Consider the following 20,098-nt stretch of genomic DNA (forward strand, 5'->3'; position numbering starts at 1 on the left):
CCAAATAAATCATTGCTTTGCGGTGTAAAAATCAAAAAACCAAACACATGAGAAAAAATCTATACTTAATTTTAATATTAATGATTGCTTTTACGGTTGGTGCGAATGCGCAAACAGTAAGCGGAATCATTAGTAACAGTACCGAACCGCTAAGCGGTGCAAATGTCAGAATTGAGGGCAAAAAGCTGGAAACCAGTACCGACAAGGAAGGACATTTTGAATTAAAGCTTGAACCCGGTACTTATAACCTGGCTGTAAGTTATATTGGTTATAATCAAACTGTTAGAAAAGTAACATTAGTTAAAGATCAGCAGTTGAAACTGGAACTGGCACTGGACCCAAGCAATACGATGGATGAAGTTGTCGTGGTTTCTTCCCGTAAACCAAGTAAGGTCAGTGAAATTCCAGGAACAGTCTGGATCATTGACAATCAGCGTTTACAAGAGCAAATTAAAGGCGGTGTGAGTTTAAAAGAAGCTTTAGCCAGATTGATTCCTGGTTTAGACGCTGGTCCTGAAGGCCGTACAAATTTCGGTCAGAACTTAAGGGGCAGAAATGTACTGGTCATGATTGATGGTGTTTCTTTAAACAGTACCAGATCGGTAAGCAGACAGTTTGATTCGGTTGATCCTTTCAATATTGAACGTATTGAAGTACTTTCTGGTGCAAGTTCAATTTATGGTGGTGGTGCAACTGGTGGAATTATCAATATTATCACTAAAAAAGGACAGGCCGGGCCTCCTGCTTTCACTACTGAAGCTGGTATTCGCAGTGGTCTAAAACAGAATGCGGATCATGATGTGCGTTTTGCGCAGTCTATTTCAGGTGGTAGCGAGAATTTTAAAGGAAGGATCGGTATTGCTTATCAGAAAAACAATGCTGCTTTTGATGCAAATAACAAACAGATCTTCACAGATATTACGCAAACAGATTTACAGTACAATCAATCTTTCGATATTTTCGCGAATACAGAATTCAAACTGACTGCTAAACAAACTTTGAAAGTAAACGCACAGTATTACAATTCTGGTTATGTAGGCAACAAGGATCTTTTTCTGGGTGCCAATTATGCAGGTTTACTGGCTAAGCCAGAGCTTTTAGAAATGAGAAATGGTTTTGAATCTTCTGTAAAACCACAAACTTCACGCGCATCGATCAATGCTGATTACCATGCGGCTGATATTTTAGGTGGTCAGGATTTATATATCCAGGGGTCAAGCAGAAATGAAAAATTCAGCTTCCACCCTTTCCCTGGTCAGGTGATCAACCCGGCAATACCGGGTGGCCGTCTTATTTACGCAGGTTCTACTGTTCAAACAACCAGGTATAGTGCGGTTAAATTAGTATTGGCAAAACAATGGTCAGCTTTCAATTTGACTTATGGTGTGGATGGTGACAATGAAAACTTTATTGGTAATCAAACTGTATTTGACAGAGCGCTTGCTGCTTCAAGCGGCGGAATGATCAACAATGGAATTGCAACGGTACGCCGTTATCCTGGTGTTGACATCAACAGTCTTTCTGGTTTTATGCAGGCACAATGGAATCTGACCAGCAAACTGAGTTTATCAGGTGGTGTCAGACAACAAAGAATGTTTGTAAAAGTTGCTGATTTCGTTGGTATTAATGCACAAGTGCCTATTATTTTTGGTTTAGGTAAAACAGCTGCTACTATTCCGGGTGGCAAAAGTAACTACGATGTGAACTTGTTAAATGGTGGTTTGATTTACAAAATCTCTGCGCCTGAACAAGTATGGGTTAACTTTGCACAAGGTTTTAACCTGGCTGATCCGGCTAAATACTATGGTCAGGGTACTTATGCACTGAATGGTGCAAACTGGGATTTGGTTAAAGGAAGCAGCGTAACTACTTCTCCGCTTACGGGATTAAAAACCAACCAGCTAGAGACTGGATGGCGTCACCGCGGTAAAGTAGTAAATGCACAGGTTGCTGCTTTTTATTCCTGGTCTGATAAAGACATGAAAACAAATACTGCCAACTTTGCTGTTGAAGTAATTGACCGAAAGCAACGTAATTTTGGTGCTGAGGCTTCTATTTCAGCGACCTTACCGAGTGGTTTTGAAATTGGTGGAAATGGTTTATATATCAAATCTCAGTTCAAAGCTGATGATTCGTGGAAATCACAGGACATCAGCAATGCAAGTCCGTCAAAAGCAACTGCTTTTATTGGATGGAGCAACAAATCTATCGGATTTAAAGCGCAAGGCTTCCGCTCTTTCGATTTGAAAGACAATGTAGACAACAAATTGAAAGGATATACAACAGTAGATCTTTTAGGTCATGTGAAGTTACCTCTTGGAACCTTATCATTTGGTGTACAAAACTTATTAAACAAAGAGTATCAAACGATATGGAGCAAACGTGCTCAGGTTCTTTACAGCACGCTGGGAGTTCCTCAAACCTATTATTACTTAGGCAGAGGCCGTACTTATAACGTAAGTTATACGATTAACTATTAGTAGTTACTACCTTTAGTATCCTATTTTAAAAGCGGGTATCCATGATTTGGATGCCTGCTTTTTTTTAACCTGAAATCTATGTCATGTCACCACTTATCTGATTTCATAGTATTATCTTTACGGACAATCACATTTACCCATGAAGAAATTCAACCTATCTGTTTCAGCACTTTCTTTTCTTGTTTTATTATCCGCGGCTTGTAAGAAAACTGACAACCCGGTTGATCCGCCAGTTGTCATCCCTCCGGTAGTAGTTCCGCCTGTCGGGTTAAGCCAGTACATGAAATTGGAAGATATGGCCTCTTTGAGCGGATTCACGGTGCTTAAGGATAGTACGTGGGCGGATGGCAGCAGTCATACGCTTTTACTGGAACCTGCACTTTTCAACGGATTACTCATTTTACCTTCCTTCCAGCAAAAGATTTACCATGGTGCTATTGTAAAAATAAATAGTATCGGTAAAAATATAGCCCCTGAATTAGTGGAGCAATATGAATTAAACCCAGTGTCAGTTAGTTCCAGTAATTATTATCCGGGAGTTAAAAATCCGGTTATAGCAAACCCTTCTTATCTGGGCACCACCACATTTTTACAAAATCTGCTGGCAAATTATTCGGGTGCGAATCAATCTCAAAGTTTCACTTTTAATAGTTTTCCTTTCACACATCTTAACGAACTGAACATTTTTTTTGGTGGAAACGTAGACATAGCCGCCTTATTCCATGTTAAAACAAAGCCTGCTGCTACTGTGGCTAAAGTAAGAAATGGATTGGTATGGAAAGTTTCACAAATTAATTTCAGTGTGGATATGAGTTTGCATACAAGCAGCATTTTCAAAGATCCTGCAAATGATAAGCTGCTTCAGAATGAGAATCTGAGCTATATCAGCAGCATAGAATATGGCAGAATGGGTTTATTAGCTGTTCAGGCCGATACCACCCGTGAGACGCTGAATGTCATTGTAAACCGAATCAAAACTTCCGATCCATTAACTGAAGCGCAGCTGAAAATTGTTGCAAATGCCGAAATACATACTTACCTGAATGGGTACAGTGCCAGCGGTATAGAAGCGGTACAAAATGCTGCTGGTTTACAGAAAATAAAGGGTTTTATGGACCTGATTCAAAATCCGGGAACTTTTTCTGTTTCAAATTATGGTAGTCCGTTATATTATTACATGAGAAATATCGTTGATTATGGCAGAACCCTTCAGGATGGATACAAAGTTCGTATCGATGTACAGCGGGAAAAAATTAACAGCACTAAATAAAGAAAATGAAATTTTATCAGCATTCTATCCTGCTCAGAGAAAGAAAAAGAGGTTTTCACCTGATTACTTCTGATATTCTGCAAGAGTTTCCCGAAATCAGTGAACTAAAAACCGGGATGTGCCAGGTTTTTATTCAACATACCTCTGCTTCGCTAACCATTAATGAGAATGCTGACCCGACAGTGCGCCATGATTTCGAAATATTTTTTAATAAAGCAGTTCCGGAGAATGATCCGGATTATCTGCACGATGAGGAAGGTTCGGATGATATGCCTGCTCACCTGAAAACGGCTTTACTGGACACGTCTTTGATGATTCCAATTCGTAACGGGCGTTTAGCGCTGGGTACATGGCAGGGAATTTACCTGTGTGAACATCGCAATTATGGGGGGTCAAGAGCAATCATGTTAACCGCCTGGGGAGAATGATAGCGGCAAAATGCCAATGAATCATACAATCTATTATCCATTTGAATATATTTGAAGACCGAAATATAAAATCGGCTTATAAACAGGTATACACCTCTCCAATCAAATTATTCATATGAAAAAAATAATTGCGGTAAAATCAAAAAAAGAACTTAAAACATTTATTGATTTTCCTCATGAGCTTTACAAAAATGATCCGTACTATGTTCCGGAATTGTTTATTGCTCAAAAAGATTTGTTAACCACCCATCCTTTTCATAAGCATTCTTCGCTGCAAACTTTTTTGCTGTATGATGGAGATCAGGTAACGGGTCGTATTGCCGCAATCCAAAATAACAATCACAATATTGCCAACAATGCCAATGATGGTTTTTTTGGTTTTTTCGATTGTATCAATGATGCAGAAAGCGCTTCTTTACTGATTCAGGAAGCTGAAAAATGGTTAAAAGAGAAAGGCTTGACTAAAATGATCGGACCTGTTAACTTTTCTACGAACGAGCCTTGCGGTTTACTTATCCAGGGTTTTGATTCCCGTCCGGTAGTGATGATGCCTTATAATGCTTCTTATTATCCTGCATTGCTGGAGCAAACAGGATTGGCAAAACAGGTGGACCTGATTGCCTGGAAGTGGAGTGGTGATGATTACGATGACCGTTCTGTCCAGTTAATGGATAAATTACAGTCACGTTTATTGCGCAGTAATATCACTATACGTAAAATTAACATGAAAAAATTCAAGGAGGAAGCAGAAAACCTTCGTGAAGTATATAATAAGGCATGGGATAAGAACATGGGTTTTGTCCCATTGAATGATGAGGAATATGATTACCAGGCCAAAGACCTTAAATTAATTTTAGATCCTGATTTTTGCCTGGTTGCAGAGCAGGAAGGAAAGATTGTTGGGTTTGGTGTCGCTGTACCGGACATTAATGAGATCCTGATCAAAATTAAACGCGGCAGGTTATTCCCTACTGGTTTATTCAAACTGCTGATGAACAAGAAAAAGGTTTCAGGAATCAGAATTTTGTTGCTGGGCGTAGTGGAGGGTTACCGCAAAATGGGAATTGAAGCTTGTTTGTATGGCAATATCATTAAAGCTTACAAAGCTAAAGGATTAAAGTACGCAGAGGCATCCTGGACACTGGAACACAACGATTTAGTCAACAATGCAATCCGTGCAATTAAAGGAGATCCGTATAAAAAATACAGAATCTACGAAAAACCAATTTAAGGCCTGAGAGGTATACATGAAATTCAACAGTCATTTTTCAATTGCTCAGCGCCCGGGATTGCTGATCCTGTTTATCGTATTATTTTTTACTAGTACGGGGCTTTTGGCGCAGCAAAAGAAAGCTGCTAAAGGGAGTAGCGATCTGTCTTACCTGAATGATTCGACAGTACTCAACAAGAGCGATTATTTGCTCAGGTTGGGTAAAGTATTTGAAACCATCAACCAGGTACAGGTAACTACTTCTTCTTTTTACCTGCTGAAACCTATCGCCACGCACTTAACGCAGGACGAAGCGGCAATCGGCTTGATGAAGAAGCGTTTATCACAAAGTGAGCGCACCCTGAATGTACAGAATCTGCAGATGTACCAAACGTTGCTTGATGAATTGGAAGCCAACAATTTGGGCTGCATGGAAGATCTTCAACGCTATGAGAAGGAATTAAACGGGCTTAAAACCCAGATTCTTACGCTGCGCAAGGATACCGTGCTGATGAAAATCTTCAAAACAGATTCTTTAAAGCGGATGTTTAAAGCTGAATTTGTTGAGCTGGGCAAGAAACGTATTGTGATGGACAGCCTGATTAAAAGCAATACAGGTTTGATTAACAATCTTCAGGCACGCACATCTGCTAATATCATCAATGTCAGGGAATTAAAATATGCAGCTGATACTCAATTGTCTTCTGTAAGTATCAAGGCATTCAGCAAGGAAAGACGATATTTATGGGAATCTGTAGATAAAAAGGCCAATAAAAGTGTCAATTTCCAGCGTTTCCTGGATAGCGAACAGCAGATTTCCAGGTATTACTTTGAGTATACCGCTGGTCTGAGACGTTTATTATTAGTACTTGGTGCTGCTTTTTTCTTCTGGGTCTATTTTAACTTTAAAAGCCTGAAACAAAGAGGAAAATCGGATGCTGTTAAAGATCTTAATTTCACTTTCGTCAGGCCAAAGCCTTACCTGATTACGTTAATCTTCATCCTCACTTTAGCACCTGTTTTTGACTTGCTTGCCCCTGCGCTGTACATAGAGGTAATCCATATTTTACTGGCCTTAAGTGTTACTGCCCTGCTTTTCAAGCGACTTCCGAGAGCAGTTTTCTATAAATGGTGTATTTTTGTATTGCTGTTGATTTTCCCAATTGTCTTACGTGCGATGGGAATGCCTGCACGTTATCAGCGCTGGTTATTATTGATATTCGGCATTGCTTCACTCGTTTTTGGCTTATATAGTTACAAAATTTTAAAAGAGAAAGCAGCAAAATACAGGTTATTGAAGACCGTTGGTATAATTTATATCATCTTTAATTCACTGGCAATTGTCTGTAATTTATTTGGCCGTTTTACTTTAACCCAGATTTTCTACAGCAGCGCTGTAAGTTCATTATTGCATGCCATATCGCTGATTATCCTTGCAGGAATGATTACTGAAGCATTTTTACTACAAATCAAGACGAGCAGAATCAGGAAGAATTATCCGGAACATTTTGACTGGGAGCCTGTGGTAAAAAGCCTGCGCAGTTTGTTAGGCATTGGGGTATTCCTGATCTGGCTAACGTTATTATTGGTCAACCTGAATATATTTGACACATTTTACGAGCTTTTAGTGTCCCTTTTAACTGAAAAACGTCACATTGGAACGCTTATCTTCACTTTTGGCGGTATTGCTTTATTCCTGATCATCATTTGGGTGGCTAATTTCCTTCAGAAGTACATTGCTTACTTTTTTGGAGACACGGGTGATGATTCCCTGGATGATAACAAAGGAGAACGTTCTAAATTGATAGTAACGAAATTAGTATTGCTTATAGGGGGCTTTTTAATCGCTGTAGCGGCTTCCGGACTGCCAATTGACAAGATAACCGTTGTACTGGGTGCTTTGGGTGTAGGTATCGGCTTAGGGCTTCAGAATATTGTAAGTAATTTTGTTTCCGGTATCATTTTAATATTTGATAAAACAGTTCGTATTGGCGATGTAGTGGAGATCAGTGACAAAAAGGGCCGGGTTAAAGAGATCGGAATTCGTGCAAGTACTTTATTGACAGATGATGGCGCGGAGATTATTATTCCCAACGGAGCTATTTTATCTAATAATATTATCAACTGGACGCTGACGAATAATCAGATGCGGGTAGTGATCGAATTTTCAGTCGGCAATCCTTTTCATAGAGAGGAAGTTATTGATTTGATTAAGGATGCAGTCGCTTCGAGTGATAATATTTTTACGGGTAAAGAGCCTAAGGTGATCATTGTTCCAAAAAACAAGACCAGCAGTATGATTAAGGTATATTTCTGGTGTAAGGATATATCAATGGCCGAAAATACAAAGAGCACGATCAACTCAGTTATCTTTGATGAACTGGAAGAAAAAGGCATTGAGATTTTATAATTAAAGTGCATAACGTTTGATTTCCGGCTCCCACAGATCAGAACATCTGTTGATATAATCATTTATAATTTCCTGAGTACAGGGTTTGACCAATGATTGTTCACTCAGCTCAATAGTGCTGTAAAGGTGGCTATATATCAGATTTTCAAGACTTTTGACGATCTTCTCTGCTTTATATTGCTTAGCGGCCTTTCGCTTCGCGGATTCGGATAGTATTTCCCTTATTTTTTCATCTTCATACAAGAAAAAAAGCACATCAGCAATGTTCTTTGGATCACGTGACACCACAAAGCCTGTCTGTCCATTATCTACTAACTCAATTTGTACGTTATCCTGGTTTAAGGTATTCACCGTAATAACCGGAAGCCCAACGGCCATAGCTTCTGCAATTGACTTTCCAAAGTTTTCTCCAACTTTACTTGCAGCCAGAAATACATCCATAGAGCGGTAATAGAGCAACAACTGCTGCAGATCTGATGTAGTATCAAAAACAATTAGTTTATCCATTATGCCGAGGCTTTTTGCGTATTCAAGGATCTCTGCGGTGGCCCCGACCAACAGGAACTTTGCATGGTTCACTTTTTTTGCAAATTCCGCGAATCCATCAAGCGTAACCAAGTCAAATTTAGCGTTATCTGAACGGCCTGCCCTGCCCACGATAAAGGAGTTCTGTAAGTTATTTTGCTGTTTAAATGCTTTCACCTGATGCGGCGCTGGCAGCAGGCTATTGATCTGGCTAATATCAACCGGATTTGACAATACTTTTCTTTTTGAGGTAAAATCGTCTTCCAGATCACGATCAGCAAGCATCCGGCGGACAAGAATCATTTTTGATATAAATAAGTCATAGTCTATCAGCTTGTAATAGCTTGAATGCTCAGCCATACCAGCGTTATTGGTCATCAGCACGAGCTTTGGTTTGTTTGCTTTTACGATAGCAAAGAGCTCCGGATCCAGCGAGCCGTCTCCGTGCCAATGAAATACGTCAGTTTCCTGAAGCAGTTTGGTAAATTTATTGAGATCTGCGTTGAGCAAAATAACATTGACACCTGATTCCCTGATCAATTCCACTCCTTCCCCGCCTTCTTTTACGCCAACAACTGTGACTTCGAAACTCTCTTTGTTAAGGAATTTACTGATTAACCGAATGGTATATCCAGCACCTCTCAGGCCTAATTGATTTCCGGCCTCCATAATTTTTATCCTTTTCATCTATTTATTATTTTTTTGTCAGATGGAGTCTTGATGAATAAAATATTATTGCCTTGCGGGCTTAATACTAAGTTTGATCATGTCGGGTTTATAGCGTAATATTTTCTGCATCAGGCAAACAATTTACGTACTTTTTTAAGCCGTAAAAGGGTCATATGTCCCAAAATACAAGTATATATTATCGGGGCATCTGCATTTTTATCTGAAATTCATCAAGAAAACAACGCTGGATCAACCTATCTTGCCAGCTAAACACTAAAATAATATGAATAATAAAAAACAACTGAATAACAAAATGTTATAAAAACAATACTATCAAATGATAACTTGATTTAATATTATTTTTCAACTTTCTTTTACGGCCTGAGTTAAGAGGTGTACTGCTTCTTCAAGCTCTCCGGTAGTCAGATTTCCGAAGCCTAATCTCATTGCTGTAAAGCTGTCTGTCTGGTACAATAACTCCTGAGGAAGATGCAGGTTTCTCTTCAAACAATTTTTACTGATCCGCATCAGGTTCAATTGAGGATTCCATTTTGTCCAGACTGATAATCCGCCGGGTGGCGAAGAAAAACTAAGCTCTTCTCCGAGCTGCTCCCGGAGTAAATTCACAAAAGTATCACGGCGCTCCTGGTAGATTTTCACTGCCTTTTTCAAATGACGCTGAATCTCTTTTTCTTCGAGTAATTCAGCCAGCGCCTGTTCCATTAACATATCTCCCTGCCTGTCTACCAGCCTTCGGAATTTGGCCATTTCCCTGATCAGATTTTCAGGAGCAATCAGGTATCCTGAACGGAAACCGGGTGCCAGTGATTTACAAAACGAACCAATGTAAACCACCATTCCATTGGTATCTGCACTGGCCAGCGGCAACACTGAATTCCCGTTATAATGAAAGTCATAATCATAATCGTCTTCCAGGATAATAAAGCCATAAGTAAGCGCAAGCTGCAACAATTCGACTCTGCGCTCAGCACTCAGGGTAACTGTGGTTGGATAATGATGGTGTGGCGTGAGGTATAGCATCCTGATCTTTTTGGTCTTGCATAACTCCCGGATTGCGTCTACAGATATTCCGTCTGCATCTACAGGAACAGAGATTATCCTGCCTCCGCACTGCTGAAAACACATATTTGCGAGATAATAACTTAAATCGCCGACAATAACCAGGTCCCCAGGCTCGATCAGCATACTGGATGCCATATAAATACTCATATGAATACCCCTGGTAGTGAGTATGTTATTCTTATTAATATGTAATCCCCTGGTATTATTCAGATAGGATGCAAGTGTTTCCCTGAAGTATTCATTTCCTTCTACGTGAGAATAGCCGAAGTGCTTGTAATTGGTTTTGCTCTTTAAAATTCCGCCATAAACTTTGGACAACCGGTCTAATGGAAGCAGCCTTATATCGGGCAGACCATCATTAAACTCCAATCCTGCTGTGGAACTCACGGTTAAAACGTCGAGCAGAATGCTTTGTTTAAAGCGGTAACCTGTTTCTGCAGGATAACTGGTCAGAATTTTTTCATCATAAGATTGCAGCGCAATGTTTTCCTGTGGCCCTTTATTTCTCACAAAAGTACCCTTATTTGGCCTTATTTCAGTCCATCCTTGTGCATCCAGCTCGTCATATGCAGCAATAATAGTTTTTCGGTGCACTTGAAGATCTTCTGCCAGACTTCGTGTTCCGGGCAGCTGAACACCAGCCAAAAGCACCCCTCTTTGTATCGCATTGATCATTTGATGGGCAATTTGAAGATATACCGGACGATCTAATAACCTATCGATACGAATAACACTTTGAAAAGAAATTTGAACCGGACTACTCATAAACTTAAAACTGGTACCTATTAACTGTCCGGCAAGGTAATACTTTTGGCACAAACAAATGAAACCAATGGAATTAGAAGAGCTTCTTCAACATATAGTCAGCAATGACCACACTCATGCCCGCTTCCTGAACACACTCTCTTTGCAGGAGAATATCGGGGCTAGAAAGATATCAGCGAATGAAAGGCCTGAAACATCCACCTATATGGTATTAAAACATGCGGCGGAAGAACACCGCCATGCCTTCTATCTGAAGAAACAAATAGCCAGGTTAAATGCAACTGCATGCCCTACTTATGAGCCGGACTACCTGCTATCACCTTATAGCAGTAAGTACTACCTGAATAAGCTCGATGTAATGACCAGCCGTTATTTAAGGGACCACCTCCAGTTAACTGGTTCGGCTTTAAAGTTTGCGGCTTATTTACTGGTAACTTATGCGATCGAGGTACGCGCCGACTTGATTTACCCGATTTATCAGGCAGTACTTACCCAGCAAAAGAGCAAGGTTAGCGTACGTTCTATTATTCTGGAAGAACAGGGACATCTGGAGGAAATGACTGTACAGCTCAAAAATTTCTCCACAAACTGGGAGAGTCATGCGGAAAGGATTACTGCTATAGAAGCCGTATTATACCAGGACTGGATCAATGATTTAGCCAAAGCTGTATAGGATGAAACATGGCGCTAACGAAATAATGCTGGATAAATTAAGGCTAAGACAGGCTAATTATACTTTTCGTAGTTTACAGAAAGAGAATGATTTGTATGACTTCAGCTCAAATGATTATTTAGGTTTAGCACGCTCTTATGAGTTGCATCAGGCGATTCAGGAAGCACTAAAAAAACACCCGCAGGCAGCAAATGGCGCAACAGGCTCCAGGTTACTTAGCGGCAATTCTGCTTTTACTGAAGCGCTGGAACAGGAGATTGCAGGTTATCATCAGGCAGCAAATGGATTGATTTTCAATGCTGGATATGCAGCAAATTCTGCGATATTTTCCTGCCTGCCTCAAAAAGGCGATACGATCCTTTATGATGAGCTCATCCATGCTTCGGTTATTGACGGGGCAAGATTGAGTTTTGCTTCACGGTTTAAGTTCAGCCATAATGATCTGGAAGACCTGGAAAAAAAACTGAAAAGAAGTACCGGAGTATGTTATGTCGCGGTGGAAAGTATTTATTCAATGGACGGGGACAGTGCCGATTTGCTTGGCATTGCGAAGTTATGTACAAAATATCAGGCACATTTAATCGTTGACGAGGCACATGCTTTTGGTGTGATCGGCACTGGGTTAGTTGATTCACTGGGAATACAACAACTGGTTTTTGCACGCATCGTTACGTTTGGAAAAGCACTGGGCTTACATGGTTCAATTATATTAGGCACTGATTTACTGAGAGATTACCTCATTAACTTCGCGCGTCCCTTTATCTACACTACCGCCCTACCCTTCTCTCAGCTGCTGGGAATACAAGTTGCTTACAAGCATCTTTTAGCACTCAATGAACCTTGGACTGCTTTACACCATAAATCTTCGCTCCTGAAGGCTAATTTACCGCTTCAGCACCATACAGGATGCATCAGCAATATAGGTGCAATACATTGCCTGGCTATTGCCGGAAATGCGGAGGCCATCCAATTCAGCCGTGCTTTACAAAGCAAAGGTTTTGATGTACGGCCAATTTTAAGCCCTACTGTCCCAAAAGGAAAGGAAAGGCTGCGTATCTGTATTCATACTCATAATACGGATGATGAGATTCTCGAATTATGCTATCATATTAAACAACTGAGTCAATAAATTATATGGACAATAAACCCTTATTCATCACTGGCATTGGCACTGAAGTCGGAAAGACTATTGTTTCTGCCGTAATTACTGAACAACTGAAAGCTGATTACTGGAAACCTGTGCAAGCGGGAGACCTGAACAACACTGATACCGACAAGGTGAAACGTCTGATCAGCAATGACAGAAGTGTTTTTCATCCTGAAACATTTCAATTCGAAATGGCAGAATCACCACATCGCGCAGCAAAAAGTGAAGGAATTGAAATATCTCTTCAGGATTTCTACCTCCCTGAAACGGACAACCAGTTATTAATTGAGGGTGCTGGTGGCTTATTCGTTCCGCTTTCCCACCGGTTTCTGATGATTGACCTGATCAGGCTTTTAGGTGCAGATGTAGTATTGGTAGCCAGAAACTACCTGGGTTGTATTAACCATACTTTATTAAGCATCCATGCTTTAACGAGTAAAAACATCCCACTGAAACATTTAGTGCTCAATGGAGATTTCGATTTTGACACCTTGAATGTACTTCTTCATCATCTGCCAAAAAACAGTACATGGAGCAAGTTGCCTGAATTCAAAACAATTAACAGAGAAGCAATTGCTAATGCACCTTTTCAGTTTAGTCCTATTCCAATTATCAATTAAATTTATTTAGCATGAACAATAATACTATAACTATACGCAATGACTGGTCTATCCAGGAAATCGAAAGCATCTATCATCAGCCGCTGCTGGAGCTTGTTTACCAGGCTGCAACTGTGCATCGTCAATGGCATAAAGCCAGCGAGGTTCAGGTTTGCACTTTATTATCTGTAAAAACTGGTGGCTGCCCGGAGGATTGTTCTTATTGTGGGCAGGCGGCCCGCTATCATACAGGAATCACGGTAAAAGCATTAATGTCAAAGGATGATGTAGTGGCTATTGCACAAAGAGCCAAGGATTCTGGTTCTTCGCGTTTTTGTATGGCCGCAGCATGGCGCGAAGTACGCGATAACCGGGATTTTGAAAACATACTTGAAATGGTACAGGGTGTAAATGAGATTGGTTTAGAGGTTTGTTGTACGCTTGGCATGATCAGCGAAACACAAGCCGCAAGACTACAGGAGGCTGGATTATATGCTTATAATCATAATCTGGATACTTCTAAAGATTATTATCAGGAAATTATCAATACACGTACCTATGATGACCGGTTATCCACCTTGAACAATGTCAGAAAAGCAGGAATTTCTGTGTGTTCGGGTGGGATCATCGGACTGGGAGAAACACATGCAGACCGGATTAACATGCTCCATACTTTGTCAACGCTGGCGCAGCATCCGGAATCTGTTCCTGTAAATGCACTGGCAAGAGTAAAGGGTACGCCATTGGCTGATTTACCAAAAGTTGACGCGTGGGAAATGGTCAGAATGATTGCTACAGCAAGAATCCTGATGCCAAAGTCTATGGTCAGGTTAAGTGCCGGACGCGCAGAAATGACGACTGAAGAACAGTCCTGGTGTTTCATGGCTGGTGCCAATTCTATTTTCACCAGTGAAAGTGAGGAACTGCTGGTTACCCCAAATCCAAGGTTGGATGACGACCGGAAAATGTTTGATTTGTTAGGTTTAAAACCTATGCAAAAAGAGAAATCAATAAACACAAACCCTGTATTATGAGCTTAGTAGAAGAAGATACCTTAAGTTTAACTGAAAGAGATTTAAAAGTCATCTGGCATCCTTATACCCAAATGTTAAATGCAATTATCCCTACAGCGATTGTCCGTGCTGAAGGCTCTTATCTGTTTGATGAGGAAGGACGGCAGTATATTGACGCGATCTCTTCGTGGTGGGTAATTCTTCATGGCCACTCCCACCCTTACATTGCGGACCGGGTAGCTGCACAAATCAAAAAGCTTGACCAGGTGATTTTTGCAGGTTTCACACATGAGCCTGCCGTTGAACTTGCTGAAAAGCTATTGGACATGCTGCCTCAAAATCAGGAAAAAGTGTTTTACACGGATAACGGGTCTACCTCAGTAGAGGTGGCTTTAAAGATGTGTATGCAGTATTGGCACAATCAGAAAAAGTCAAAAACCAAAGTAATGGCTTTTCAAAATGGCTATCATGGAGACACTTTTGGTGCGATGTCGGTTAGCGGCCGCAGCGCGTGGACAGCTCCTTTTGATACTTATTTATTTGAGGTGCTGTACATTGATCTTCCTACAGCAGAAAATTTACCCGGGCTGAAAAAGCAGATTTCTGCGGTTAGTGATCAGCTGGCCTGTTTTGTTTATGAACCTCTGGTTCAGGGATCTGCGGGAATGTTAATGTATGGAGCCGCTGAATTGGATGAGTTAATGAGGCATTGCAGGTCGGAAAATGTACTGATGATACAGGATGAGGTTTTTACCGGATTCGGGCGCACAGGGAAACATTTTGCTGCAAATCATTTGGTAGAAAAACCAGATGTAATGTGTTTTTCCAAGGGCTTGACCGGAGGGACAATGCCTTTAGGGGTAACGACTTGTTCGCAGGAGATTTATAATGCGTTTTTATCAGAAGATAAGATGAAGACTTTGTTTCATGGACATTCTTTTACCGCAAACCCACTGGCCTGTACGGCAGCTTCTGCGAGCATTGATTTATTACTGCGGGAGGAAACTCAGCAGCATATAGACCGGATCTGTGGCAAACATGCTGGCTTCCTTCAAAGGATAAAAGGACACATGCGGGTGGAATCGGCAAGACAGACGGGTACAATTTTAGCTATTGAGTGGCGTAGTGAAACTGGCACTTCTTATTTCGACGACCTGAGGAATTTATTATATGATTACTTTTTGAATAAGGGAATTTTAATGCGTCCGCTGGGAAATGTAATTTATATTCTGCCACCTTATTGTATTAGCGATGAAGATCTGGATCGTATTTACGAAGAGATCGAGGGGGCACTGGGACTTTATTAAGTACACAGGGGGCTTTTTAATAGCCCCCTGTTTTTTATCCAAAGCGTTTCTCTAAAATAATCTCCTTAAGTTTTGTATACAGGTTATAGTGATTGAAATAAATATCTTTATTTCTTGTGGATAGTGGAGCTGGTTCTTTAATAATATTTTTGATATCTGCTAATATAGTGGGACTATCCAGATCAATTGTCCTGATATAACGTTCATCGTAAATATCACTGATATTCGGTGCACCGTTATAGATAGGAATAGTATTACATAAGGCACAATCCACAAATTTTTCTGTCACATAATTCCATTCGTTTGAATTTTCAATTGCAATAGAGTACTCGTAGGGCAGTAATCCGCTAAATTTGTATTCCAATGCGCCTTTAAATCGCCTGTCTTCAATTTCCAATCGCTTACCATAAATATCAATGTCCAGATCTGAGTCTAGTATTTTATTTAAAAGACCTATACGTTTGTGATAGTTTCCTATGGGCTTGTTTAAATAGGAAACTATCATAGAGAGCTTTTTCTCTTTTTTGGTATTTGCAGCTGCATCAAAAAATGCGTGTGGTACATGATCATGATAAAACATATAGGAAGGTGATATGATCACGTCTCCTCCGATATGAAGGTTGTGTGTTTTTTCAAATAATTCAGGATCATGAACGAGCACATAGTCACTGTGCAGCAAGAAATCGATGTATTCATGGGCTTTACTCCAGGAGGGCTCCTGAATGACAGTAATCACCTTAGCTTTCGGGGTAATGGGTTCATCGGTACGGTTGAACACCACAGCATAGTCATAATCGTTTGCAATGGTAAAGGCCAAATCACTGTCTTTAATAAGATAATTTGCTTTAAATCTTTTCAACAGGTTCTCTGAACCGTCATAGTTGGAGAGAAATTTGATTTTTATCATTGGTATTTGCTTTTTATAGATACCTAAGATAAAGAATGGGAAAAGCAGCGCATAGTCTCCACGTATTTTGGGACATATGACCCTATCGGGCATAAAAAAACCGGTCCGATAAATCGGACCGGTCTAGGTCAATTATATAGTTAATAAACTTAAACTAACTGAACATTAATTGCGTTAAGACCTTTACGGCCTTCTTCTACATCATAAGTAACTTTATCGTTCTCACGGATGCTAGCCATTAGGCCTGTTGAATGAACAAAGATTTCACTGTCACCATTTGCTGGTACGATAAATCCGAAACCTTTAGTTTCATTAAAAAATTTTACTACTCCTTCTTGCATTGTATTATTATTATAAATATTCACAAATGTAGTTATATATTTTCATATACTTTAAAAAAACGAATAATATTTTTCTTATCAGACTAAAACGGCCTTGGTATTGTAGTTAAAGAAGCGTTCGTAAACAATCTTGCCCCCTTTGACTTCGAATACCCATGATTCATTTAAAGTGCTTCTACCGATGTCTTTAAGGGTCACATCCATTTTTAGCCGCAAACAAAAATACTCCCCGACTACCAACAGTTCAGAGATTTCTGCAGCATCGGTTTGCTCCATCTTCCTGGAATACAAAAACCCCGGGGTTTGATGAATAGTATGGTCTGAATAAAATGCTTTGATAGCGTCCTCATTTTTACCATCCCGCCAAAATTGAATGAATTTATCCGCAACTTCCTGAGTGTTCATTATTGATTAATTTTGATATATTTAATTAAATACCCGAAATTACAAAAGAAATATTGATACTTAAGTATATGATAATCAAATAAATAAGAAAATAAAATAACTTAAAAAAGCTATTTCGTTTTAGTTTTCCTGAATAATCGATATAGCTTTCTATAATAATTTTTAAGATTATATTTTGCACATAACTTGGTATGGTAGTGGCGATACCTGTTGTATCTTCCGTAATTAAATCTGTTGATATATCCCATTAATATAATCCTAAAGCGACTTCCACCTGATTGTCTTTAATCAAATCCAGGCTGTTCAGTTGTTGCGCCATGTAAATACTGGTTAATCTTCCTGTTCCTTCTACTGCTACATATGGCCCGATCTTGTCTACAGCCAAAAGGGTAATCCCTTGCAGTTTAACTTCTCCGTCTTTGAGCGCGTTGTAGATACCGGTAACCCGTGGATCAAGAAATGGCATTTCATTAATGTTTCTGGCCGCATCGGCTACCAGGTAAGATCCATCTGTATTTCTTTCCCAACCAGGCAGTTGCAGGGTATAAACCATATCAAGATCTGATCTGTTAATTTCCAATATTGCTTTGTACCATTTGACATACAGGGAAATTGAGTCTACCAGACTTTGTTTGAATTCCAATACTACATCTATCCCCTCCCGTTCCAGGTAGCGGTTACCCGAAAAGAGCATTTTCATAGTCTCTTCTCGTCCTGATTCATAAAGTGGGTTGAAGAATTCTGAATATACTTCCCCTATTGCCCATCTTCTGAGGACTTCATGCCGGTCAATTTTTTCTATTATTTTCATCTGATTGGTGGGTTAAATGTGAATGGATATTTTACACTATTGCCAGGTAAAGTCTACCTTTTCGAATAGCTTGGGAGTCCCCATGTTATTGGGCAGTTCGACTACGTTGATGAAGAAATTCGTTTCAGCGATATACAGGGGCACTCTGAATATAGTCTGTTCTTCAAAGTCTGGTTCTTCGCTTACTGGTGTAACATCAAAAGTGATTCTTCCATAGCTCAATTGGAATAATTTCCGGTCTTTGCCATAACCTACGGGTATACATTCTAAAGACTGGATCCGCTCTGCAAGATCTGGAAGTATCCACCGGATGGGATTAAAATACAGCACATAAAACAGGTCAGGAAGATACAGAAACTGATGTTTGAAGAACTCACTGAGACGTTCTTCTTCGGTCAGTATTTTGGGCATAAAATAAACATATTGGGGAATGGCAGTTTCTTCAAAGGGATACATAATTACCCCATCAATAGGTTTTAAAACACGGTCTCTGGCCTCTGCATATGCTAAAAAGGATGTCATACTACTCATAAACTGTTGTTAAATTTAGTGTTGGATTTCACGGTCAGTTCCAAGTTACAAAGAAATCGAAAGGGTAATCAGGTGATTGGTTTTTTGGGACTTTTGACCCTGCAATGCGGGGCCAATGATTTTTAAATTGAGGGTAAATAAATTACTTAAGATAACTGCGAGTAACTCCCTCCTTATGAAAACATATATATTCTTTTTCCTTGCTATCATTTCAGAAATCATAGCGACTACAGCTTTAAAGGCATCAGAGGAGTTTACAAGGTTCTGGCCCTCTGTTATTGTCTTCTGTGGATATGCAGTAGCCTTTTATTTACTAAGTCTGACCTTAAGAAAAATGGATCTTGGAATTGCTTATGCAATCTGGTCTGGCGTGGGCATAGTTTTAGTTACAACGTTGGGAACCATTTTTTACAAACAAAAACCTGATATGCCAGCTGTTGTAGGCATGGTACTCATCATAATTGGCGTAATTGTGATCAATTTATTCTCAAAAAATTCCGGACACTAGCCGAAATTATACACAAGTCCAGCCAGCCATCTTTCTATGGTTCCACTTTTTCTCCAGATAAAAAAATTCACTGGCAGCAATCGCGGCTTCTTCTGCCTGCTGGTCTAAAGTACAACTGTCCAGATGATCTACTACCGAGGAGGAAACCAGTGCATGTCTGAGTTTTAATGCGGCTAATGTATTGGCATAATCATTATCGGCACACCAAAATTGATAGTTTTCATCCAGTTTTCCGGTGAGCCTGAAAACATCACGTTTCAAAAACAGACACCATCCCGCAACTTCATATCTGCTGCGGTAGCCCGTATAAAGCCCATTATCCTGCTCAAATCCCATTTTTGGGTGATGAAGAGAACAAAAAGGAGATGCGCTCGACAGGTCATAATATTTATGGAAGGATTTTAATATTTCAGTAGCCCAGCCTGGGTGGAAATGCAGGTCGTTATTGCACAGGCAAACATATTTGGAGGAAGTAATATCGATTCCAATATTCATATACCGATGATAACCAAATGCTTCTTCAGGGTATATTGTAGTCGTATTTTTATATTGAAAGGGCTTCATCTCTTGTTGTGACTCCATGACAACGACGTTGAACTTAATGGTTTCCTGATCTTCTGAGGCCATTAAAGAGTTGATGCAATGCTGTGTAATCAGTTTTAGCTCTTCGTTCTGTGCGAAGCTTAAGATAATGATGTCAATTTCGGTCTTGCTTTTCATAGGATACCTGTATTTGTTATGACAAGTTACAAACAAAATCAGATGGTTATCCTCAGTCTTGTATTTAGGGACATTTGACCCTGTTTATTGCTTTTTTATAGTAATTATGGAACTTTTGACCCATTTAAATCAAGAAGTAGTTAATTACCTTCAAGTCAAAACAAAGCTATGTCAAGATTTCTCAAAATCATTTTGTTCGTCTTAATGTCGGCGATAGTCGCTGACATATTTGTATTTTTATATCGGACAGGAACGCGGCCTGAACCACACCGAAAGGTAAATCCGCATTCTATATA

The 20,098-nt window shown here is 39.9% G+C and carries 19 protein-coding genes; 11 read left to right on the forward strand and 8 right to left on the reverse strand.

The window, feature by feature from the left end; all coding sequences use genetic code 11:
- Positions 1-47: 47 nt before the first annotated feature.
- The 5 genes from LY11_RS03210 to LY11_RS03230 all read left to right on the forward strand — a co-directional run bounded on the left by LY11_RS03210 (position 48) and on the right by LY11_RS03230 (position 7,798).
- On the forward strand, positions 48-2,480 hold the full coding sequence (locus LY11_RS03210; protein WP_111632302.1) for a TonB-dependent receptor: 2,433 nt from the start codon (positions 48-50) through the stop codon (positions 2,478-2,480).
- 139 nt (positions 2,481-2,619) lie between these two features.
- Positions 2,620-3,750, forward strand: coding sequence for a thiol-activated cytolysin family protein (locus tag LY11_RS03215; protein ID WP_111632303.1), 1,131 nt, complete (start codon positions 2,620-2,622; stop codon positions 3,748-3,750).
- 5 nt (positions 3,751-3,755) lie between these two features.
- Positions 3,756-4,178 carry a secondary thiamine-phosphate synthase enzyme YjbQ gene (locus LY11_RS03220; protein WP_111632304.1) on the forward strand — a complete coding sequence of 141 codons (423 nt, stop codon included), beginning with the start codon at positions 3,756-3,758 and terminating at the stop codon, positions 4,176-4,178.
- Between the two features lie 115 nt (positions 4,179-4,293).
- A complete protein-coding gene (locus LY11_RS03225; RefSeq protein ID WP_111632305.1) occupies positions 4,294-5,409 on the forward strand; it encodes a GNAT family N-acetyltransferase in 1,116 nt (371 codons plus the stop codon).
- Between the two features lie 16 nt (positions 5,410-5,425).
- Entirely contained in the window at positions 5,426-7,798 is a 2,373-nt protein-coding gene (locus tag LY11_RS03230; protein ID WP_111632306.1) for a mechanosensitive ion channel family protein, read from the forward strand.
- On the opposite strand, the gene LY11_RS03235 is transcribed toward LY11_RS03230, so the two are convergent.
- Together LY11_RS03235 and LY11_RS03240 are read right to left on the reverse strand one after the other, a co-directional pair.
- Positions 7,799-9,010, reverse strand: a complete 1,212-nt coding sequence (locus tag LY11_RS03235; protein ID WP_111632307.1) for a glycosyltransferase family 4 protein — start codon at positions 9,008-9,010, stop codon at positions 7,799-7,801.
- A 345-nt stretch (positions 9,011-9,355) separates the two neighbouring features.
- Positions 9,356-10,840 (reverse strand): aminotransferase-like domain-containing protein, encoded by a 1,485-nt coding sequence (locus LY11_RS03240; RefSeq protein ID WP_111632308.1) that lies wholly within the window; start codon positions 10,838-10,840, stop codon positions 9,356-9,358.
- Between the two features lie 67 nt (positions 10,841-10,907).
- Here LY11_RS03240 and LY11_RS03245 point away from each other — a divergent pair, with 67 nt between their 5' ends.
- The 5 genes from LY11_RS03245 to bioA are packed head-to-tail and all read left to right on the forward strand — an operon-like array spanning position 10,908 to position 15,579.
- A complete protein-coding gene (locus tag LY11_RS03245) occupies positions 10,908-11,513 on the forward strand; it encodes a hypothetical protein (RefSeq protein ID WP_111632309.1) in 606 nt (201 codons plus the stop codon).
- A gap of 1 nt (position 11,514) precedes the next feature.
- Positions 11,515-12,642: an aminotransferase class I/II-fold pyridoxal phosphate-dependent enzyme gene (locus LY11_RS03250; protein WP_111632310.1), complete on the forward strand. Its 1,128-nt coding sequence runs from the start codon at positions 11,515-11,517 to the stop codon at positions 12,640-12,642.
- Between the two features lie 5 nt (positions 12,643-12,647).
- Entirely contained in the window at positions 12,648-13,280 is a 633-nt protein-coding gene (gene bioD, locus LY11_RS03255) for a dethiobiotin synthase (protein ID WP_111632311.1), read from the forward strand.
- An 11-nt stretch (positions 13,281-13,291) separates the two neighbouring features.
- The gene (bioB, locus tag LY11_RS03260) at positions 13,292-14,293 is read left to right on the forward strand and encodes a biotin synthase BioB (protein WP_111632312.1); all 1,002 of its coding nucleotides are present in this window, start codon (positions 13,292-13,294) and stop codon (positions 14,291-14,293) included.
- Entirely contained in the window at positions 14,290-15,579 is a 1,290-nt protein-coding gene (gene bioA, locus LY11_RS03265) for an adenosylmethionine--8-amino-7-oxononanoate transaminase (protein ID WP_111632313.1), read from the forward strand. Before bioB ends, bioA begins: the two co-directional genes overlap by 4 nt.
- A 34-nt stretch (positions 15,580-15,613) precedes the next feature.
- On the opposite strand, the gene LY11_RS26860 is transcribed toward bioA, so the two are convergent.
- The 5 genes from LY11_RS26860 to LY11_RS03290 form a co-directional block, all read right to left on the reverse strand.
- On the reverse strand, positions 15,614-16,486 hold the full coding sequence (locus LY11_RS26860; RefSeq protein WP_211321472.1) for a glycosyltransferase family 10 domain-containing protein: 873 nt from the start codon (positions 16,484-16,486) through the stop codon (positions 15,614-15,616).
- A 149-nt stretch (positions 16,487-16,635) separates the two neighbouring features.
- The gene (locus LY11_RS03275) at positions 16,636-16,827 is read right to left on the reverse strand and encodes a cold-shock protein (protein ID WP_068396992.1); all 192 of its coding nucleotides are present in this window, start codon (positions 16,825-16,827) and stop codon (positions 16,636-16,638) included.
- A gap of 78 nt (positions 16,828-16,905) precedes the next feature.
- Positions 16,906-17,232, reverse strand: a complete 327-nt coding sequence (locus tag LY11_RS03280) for a SnoaL-like domain-containing protein (protein WP_111632314.1) — start codon at positions 17,230-17,232, stop codon at positions 16,906-16,908.
- A 247-nt stretch (positions 17,233-17,479) separates the two neighbouring features.
- Positions 17,480-18,043, reverse strand: coding sequence for a hypothetical protein (locus LY11_RS03285; protein WP_111632315.1), 564 nt, complete (start codon positions 18,041-18,043; stop codon positions 17,480-17,482).
- A 36-nt stretch (positions 18,044-18,079) separates the two neighbouring features.
- Positions 18,080-18,574 (reverse strand): hypothetical protein, encoded by a 495-nt coding sequence (locus LY11_RS03290; protein WP_146610795.1) that lies wholly within the window; start codon positions 18,572-18,574, stop codon positions 18,080-18,082.
- A 175-nt stretch (positions 18,575-18,749) separates the two neighbouring features.
- Here LY11_RS03290 and LY11_RS03295 point away from each other — a divergent pair, with 175 nt between their 5' ends.
- On the forward strand, positions 18,750-19,082 hold the full coding sequence (locus LY11_RS03295; RefSeq protein ID WP_111632633.1) for an SMR family transporter: 333 nt from the start codon (positions 18,750-18,752) through the stop codon (positions 19,080-19,082).
- 6 nt (positions 19,083-19,088) lie between these two features.
- On the opposite strand, the gene LY11_RS03300 is transcribed toward LY11_RS03295, so the two are convergent.
- Complete coding sequence (locus tag LY11_RS03300) at positions 19,089-19,802, reverse strand: glycosyltransferase family 2 protein (RefSeq protein WP_111632317.1); 714 nt, start codon at positions 19,800-19,802, stop codon at positions 19,089-19,091.
- Positions 19,803-20,098: the final 296 nt, after the last annotated feature.

It is taken from the genome of Pedobacter cryoconitis (assembly GCF_003259615.1).
Taxonomy (GTDB): Bacteria; Bacteroidota; Bacteroidia; order Sphingobacteriales; family Sphingobacteriaceae; genus Pedobacter; species Pedobacter cryoconitis.

Excerpts from the sequence above, each read along its gene's own strand:
- LY11_RS03210 (WP_111632302.1), top strand. The coding sequence starts at position 48 with ATGAGAAAAAATCTATACTTAATTTTAATATTAATGATTGCTTTTACG.
- LY11_RS03215 (WP_111632303.1), top strand. The coding sequence starts at position 2,620 with ATGAAGAAATTCAACCTATCTGTTTCAGCACTTTCTTTTCTTGTTTTA.
- LY11_RS03220 (WP_111632304.1), top strand. The coding sequence starts at position 3,756 with ATGAAATTTTATCAGCATTCTATCCTGCTCAGAGAAAGAAAAAGAGGT.
- LY11_RS03225 (WP_111632305.1), top strand. The coding sequence starts at position 4,294 with ATGAAAAAAATAATTGCGGTAAAATCAAAAAAAGAACTTAAAACATTT.
- LY11_RS03230 (WP_111632306.1), top strand. The coding sequence starts at position 5,426 with ATGAAATTCAACAGTCATTTTTCAATTGCTCAGCGCCCGGGATTGCTG.
- LY11_RS03235 (WP_111632307.1), bottom strand. The coding sequence starts at position 9,010 with ATGAAAAGGATAAAAATTATGGAGGCCGGAAATCAATTAGGCCTGAGA.
- LY11_RS03240 (WP_111632308.1), bottom strand. The coding sequence starts at position 10,840 with ATGAGTAGTCCGGTTCAAATTTCTTTTCAAAGTGTTATTCGTATCGAT.
- LY11_RS03245 (WP_111632309.1), top strand. The coding sequence starts at position 10,908 with ATGGAATTAGAAGAGCTTCTTCAACATATAGTCAGCAATGACCACACT.
- LY11_RS03250 (WP_111632310.1), top strand. The coding sequence starts at position 11,515 with ATGAAACATGGCGCTAACGAAATAATGCTGGATAAATTAAGGCTAAGA.
- bioD (WP_111632311.1), top strand. The coding sequence starts at position 12,648 with ATGGACAATAAACCCTTATTCATCACTGGCATTGGCACTGAAGTCGGA.
- bioB (WP_111632312.1), top strand. The coding sequence starts at position 13,292 with ATGAACAATAATACTATAACTATACGCAATGACTGGTCTATCCAGGAA.
- bioA (WP_111632313.1), top strand. The coding sequence starts at position 14,290 with ATGAGCTTAGTAGAAGAAGATACCTTAAGTTTAACTGAAAGAGATTTA.
- LY11_RS26860 (WP_211321472.1), bottom strand. The coding sequence starts at position 16,486 with ATGATAAAAATCAAATTTCTCTCCAACTATGACGGTTCAGAGAACCTG.
- LY11_RS03275 (WP_068396992.1), bottom strand. The coding sequence starts at position 16,827 with ATGCAAGAAGGAGTAGTAAAATTTTTTAATGAAACTAAAGGTTTCGGA.
- LY11_RS03280 (WP_111632314.1), bottom strand. The coding sequence starts at position 17,232 with ATGAACACTCAGGAAGTTGCGGATAAATTCATTCAATTTTGGCGGGAT.
- LY11_RS03285 (WP_111632315.1), bottom strand. The coding sequence starts at position 18,043 with ATGAAAATAATAGAAAAAATTGACCGGCATGAAGTCCTCAGAAGATGG.
- LY11_RS03290 (WP_146610795.1), bottom strand. The coding sequence starts at position 18,574 with ATGAGTAGTATGACATCCTTTTTAGCATATGCAGAGGCCAGAGACCGT.
- LY11_RS03295 (WP_111632633.1), top strand. The coding sequence starts at position 18,750 with ATGAAAACATATATATTCTTTTTCCTTGCTATCATTTCAGAAATCATA.
- LY11_RS03300 (WP_111632317.1), bottom strand. The coding sequence starts at position 19,802 with ATGAAAAGCAAGACCGAAATTGACATCATTATCTTAAGCTTCGCACAG.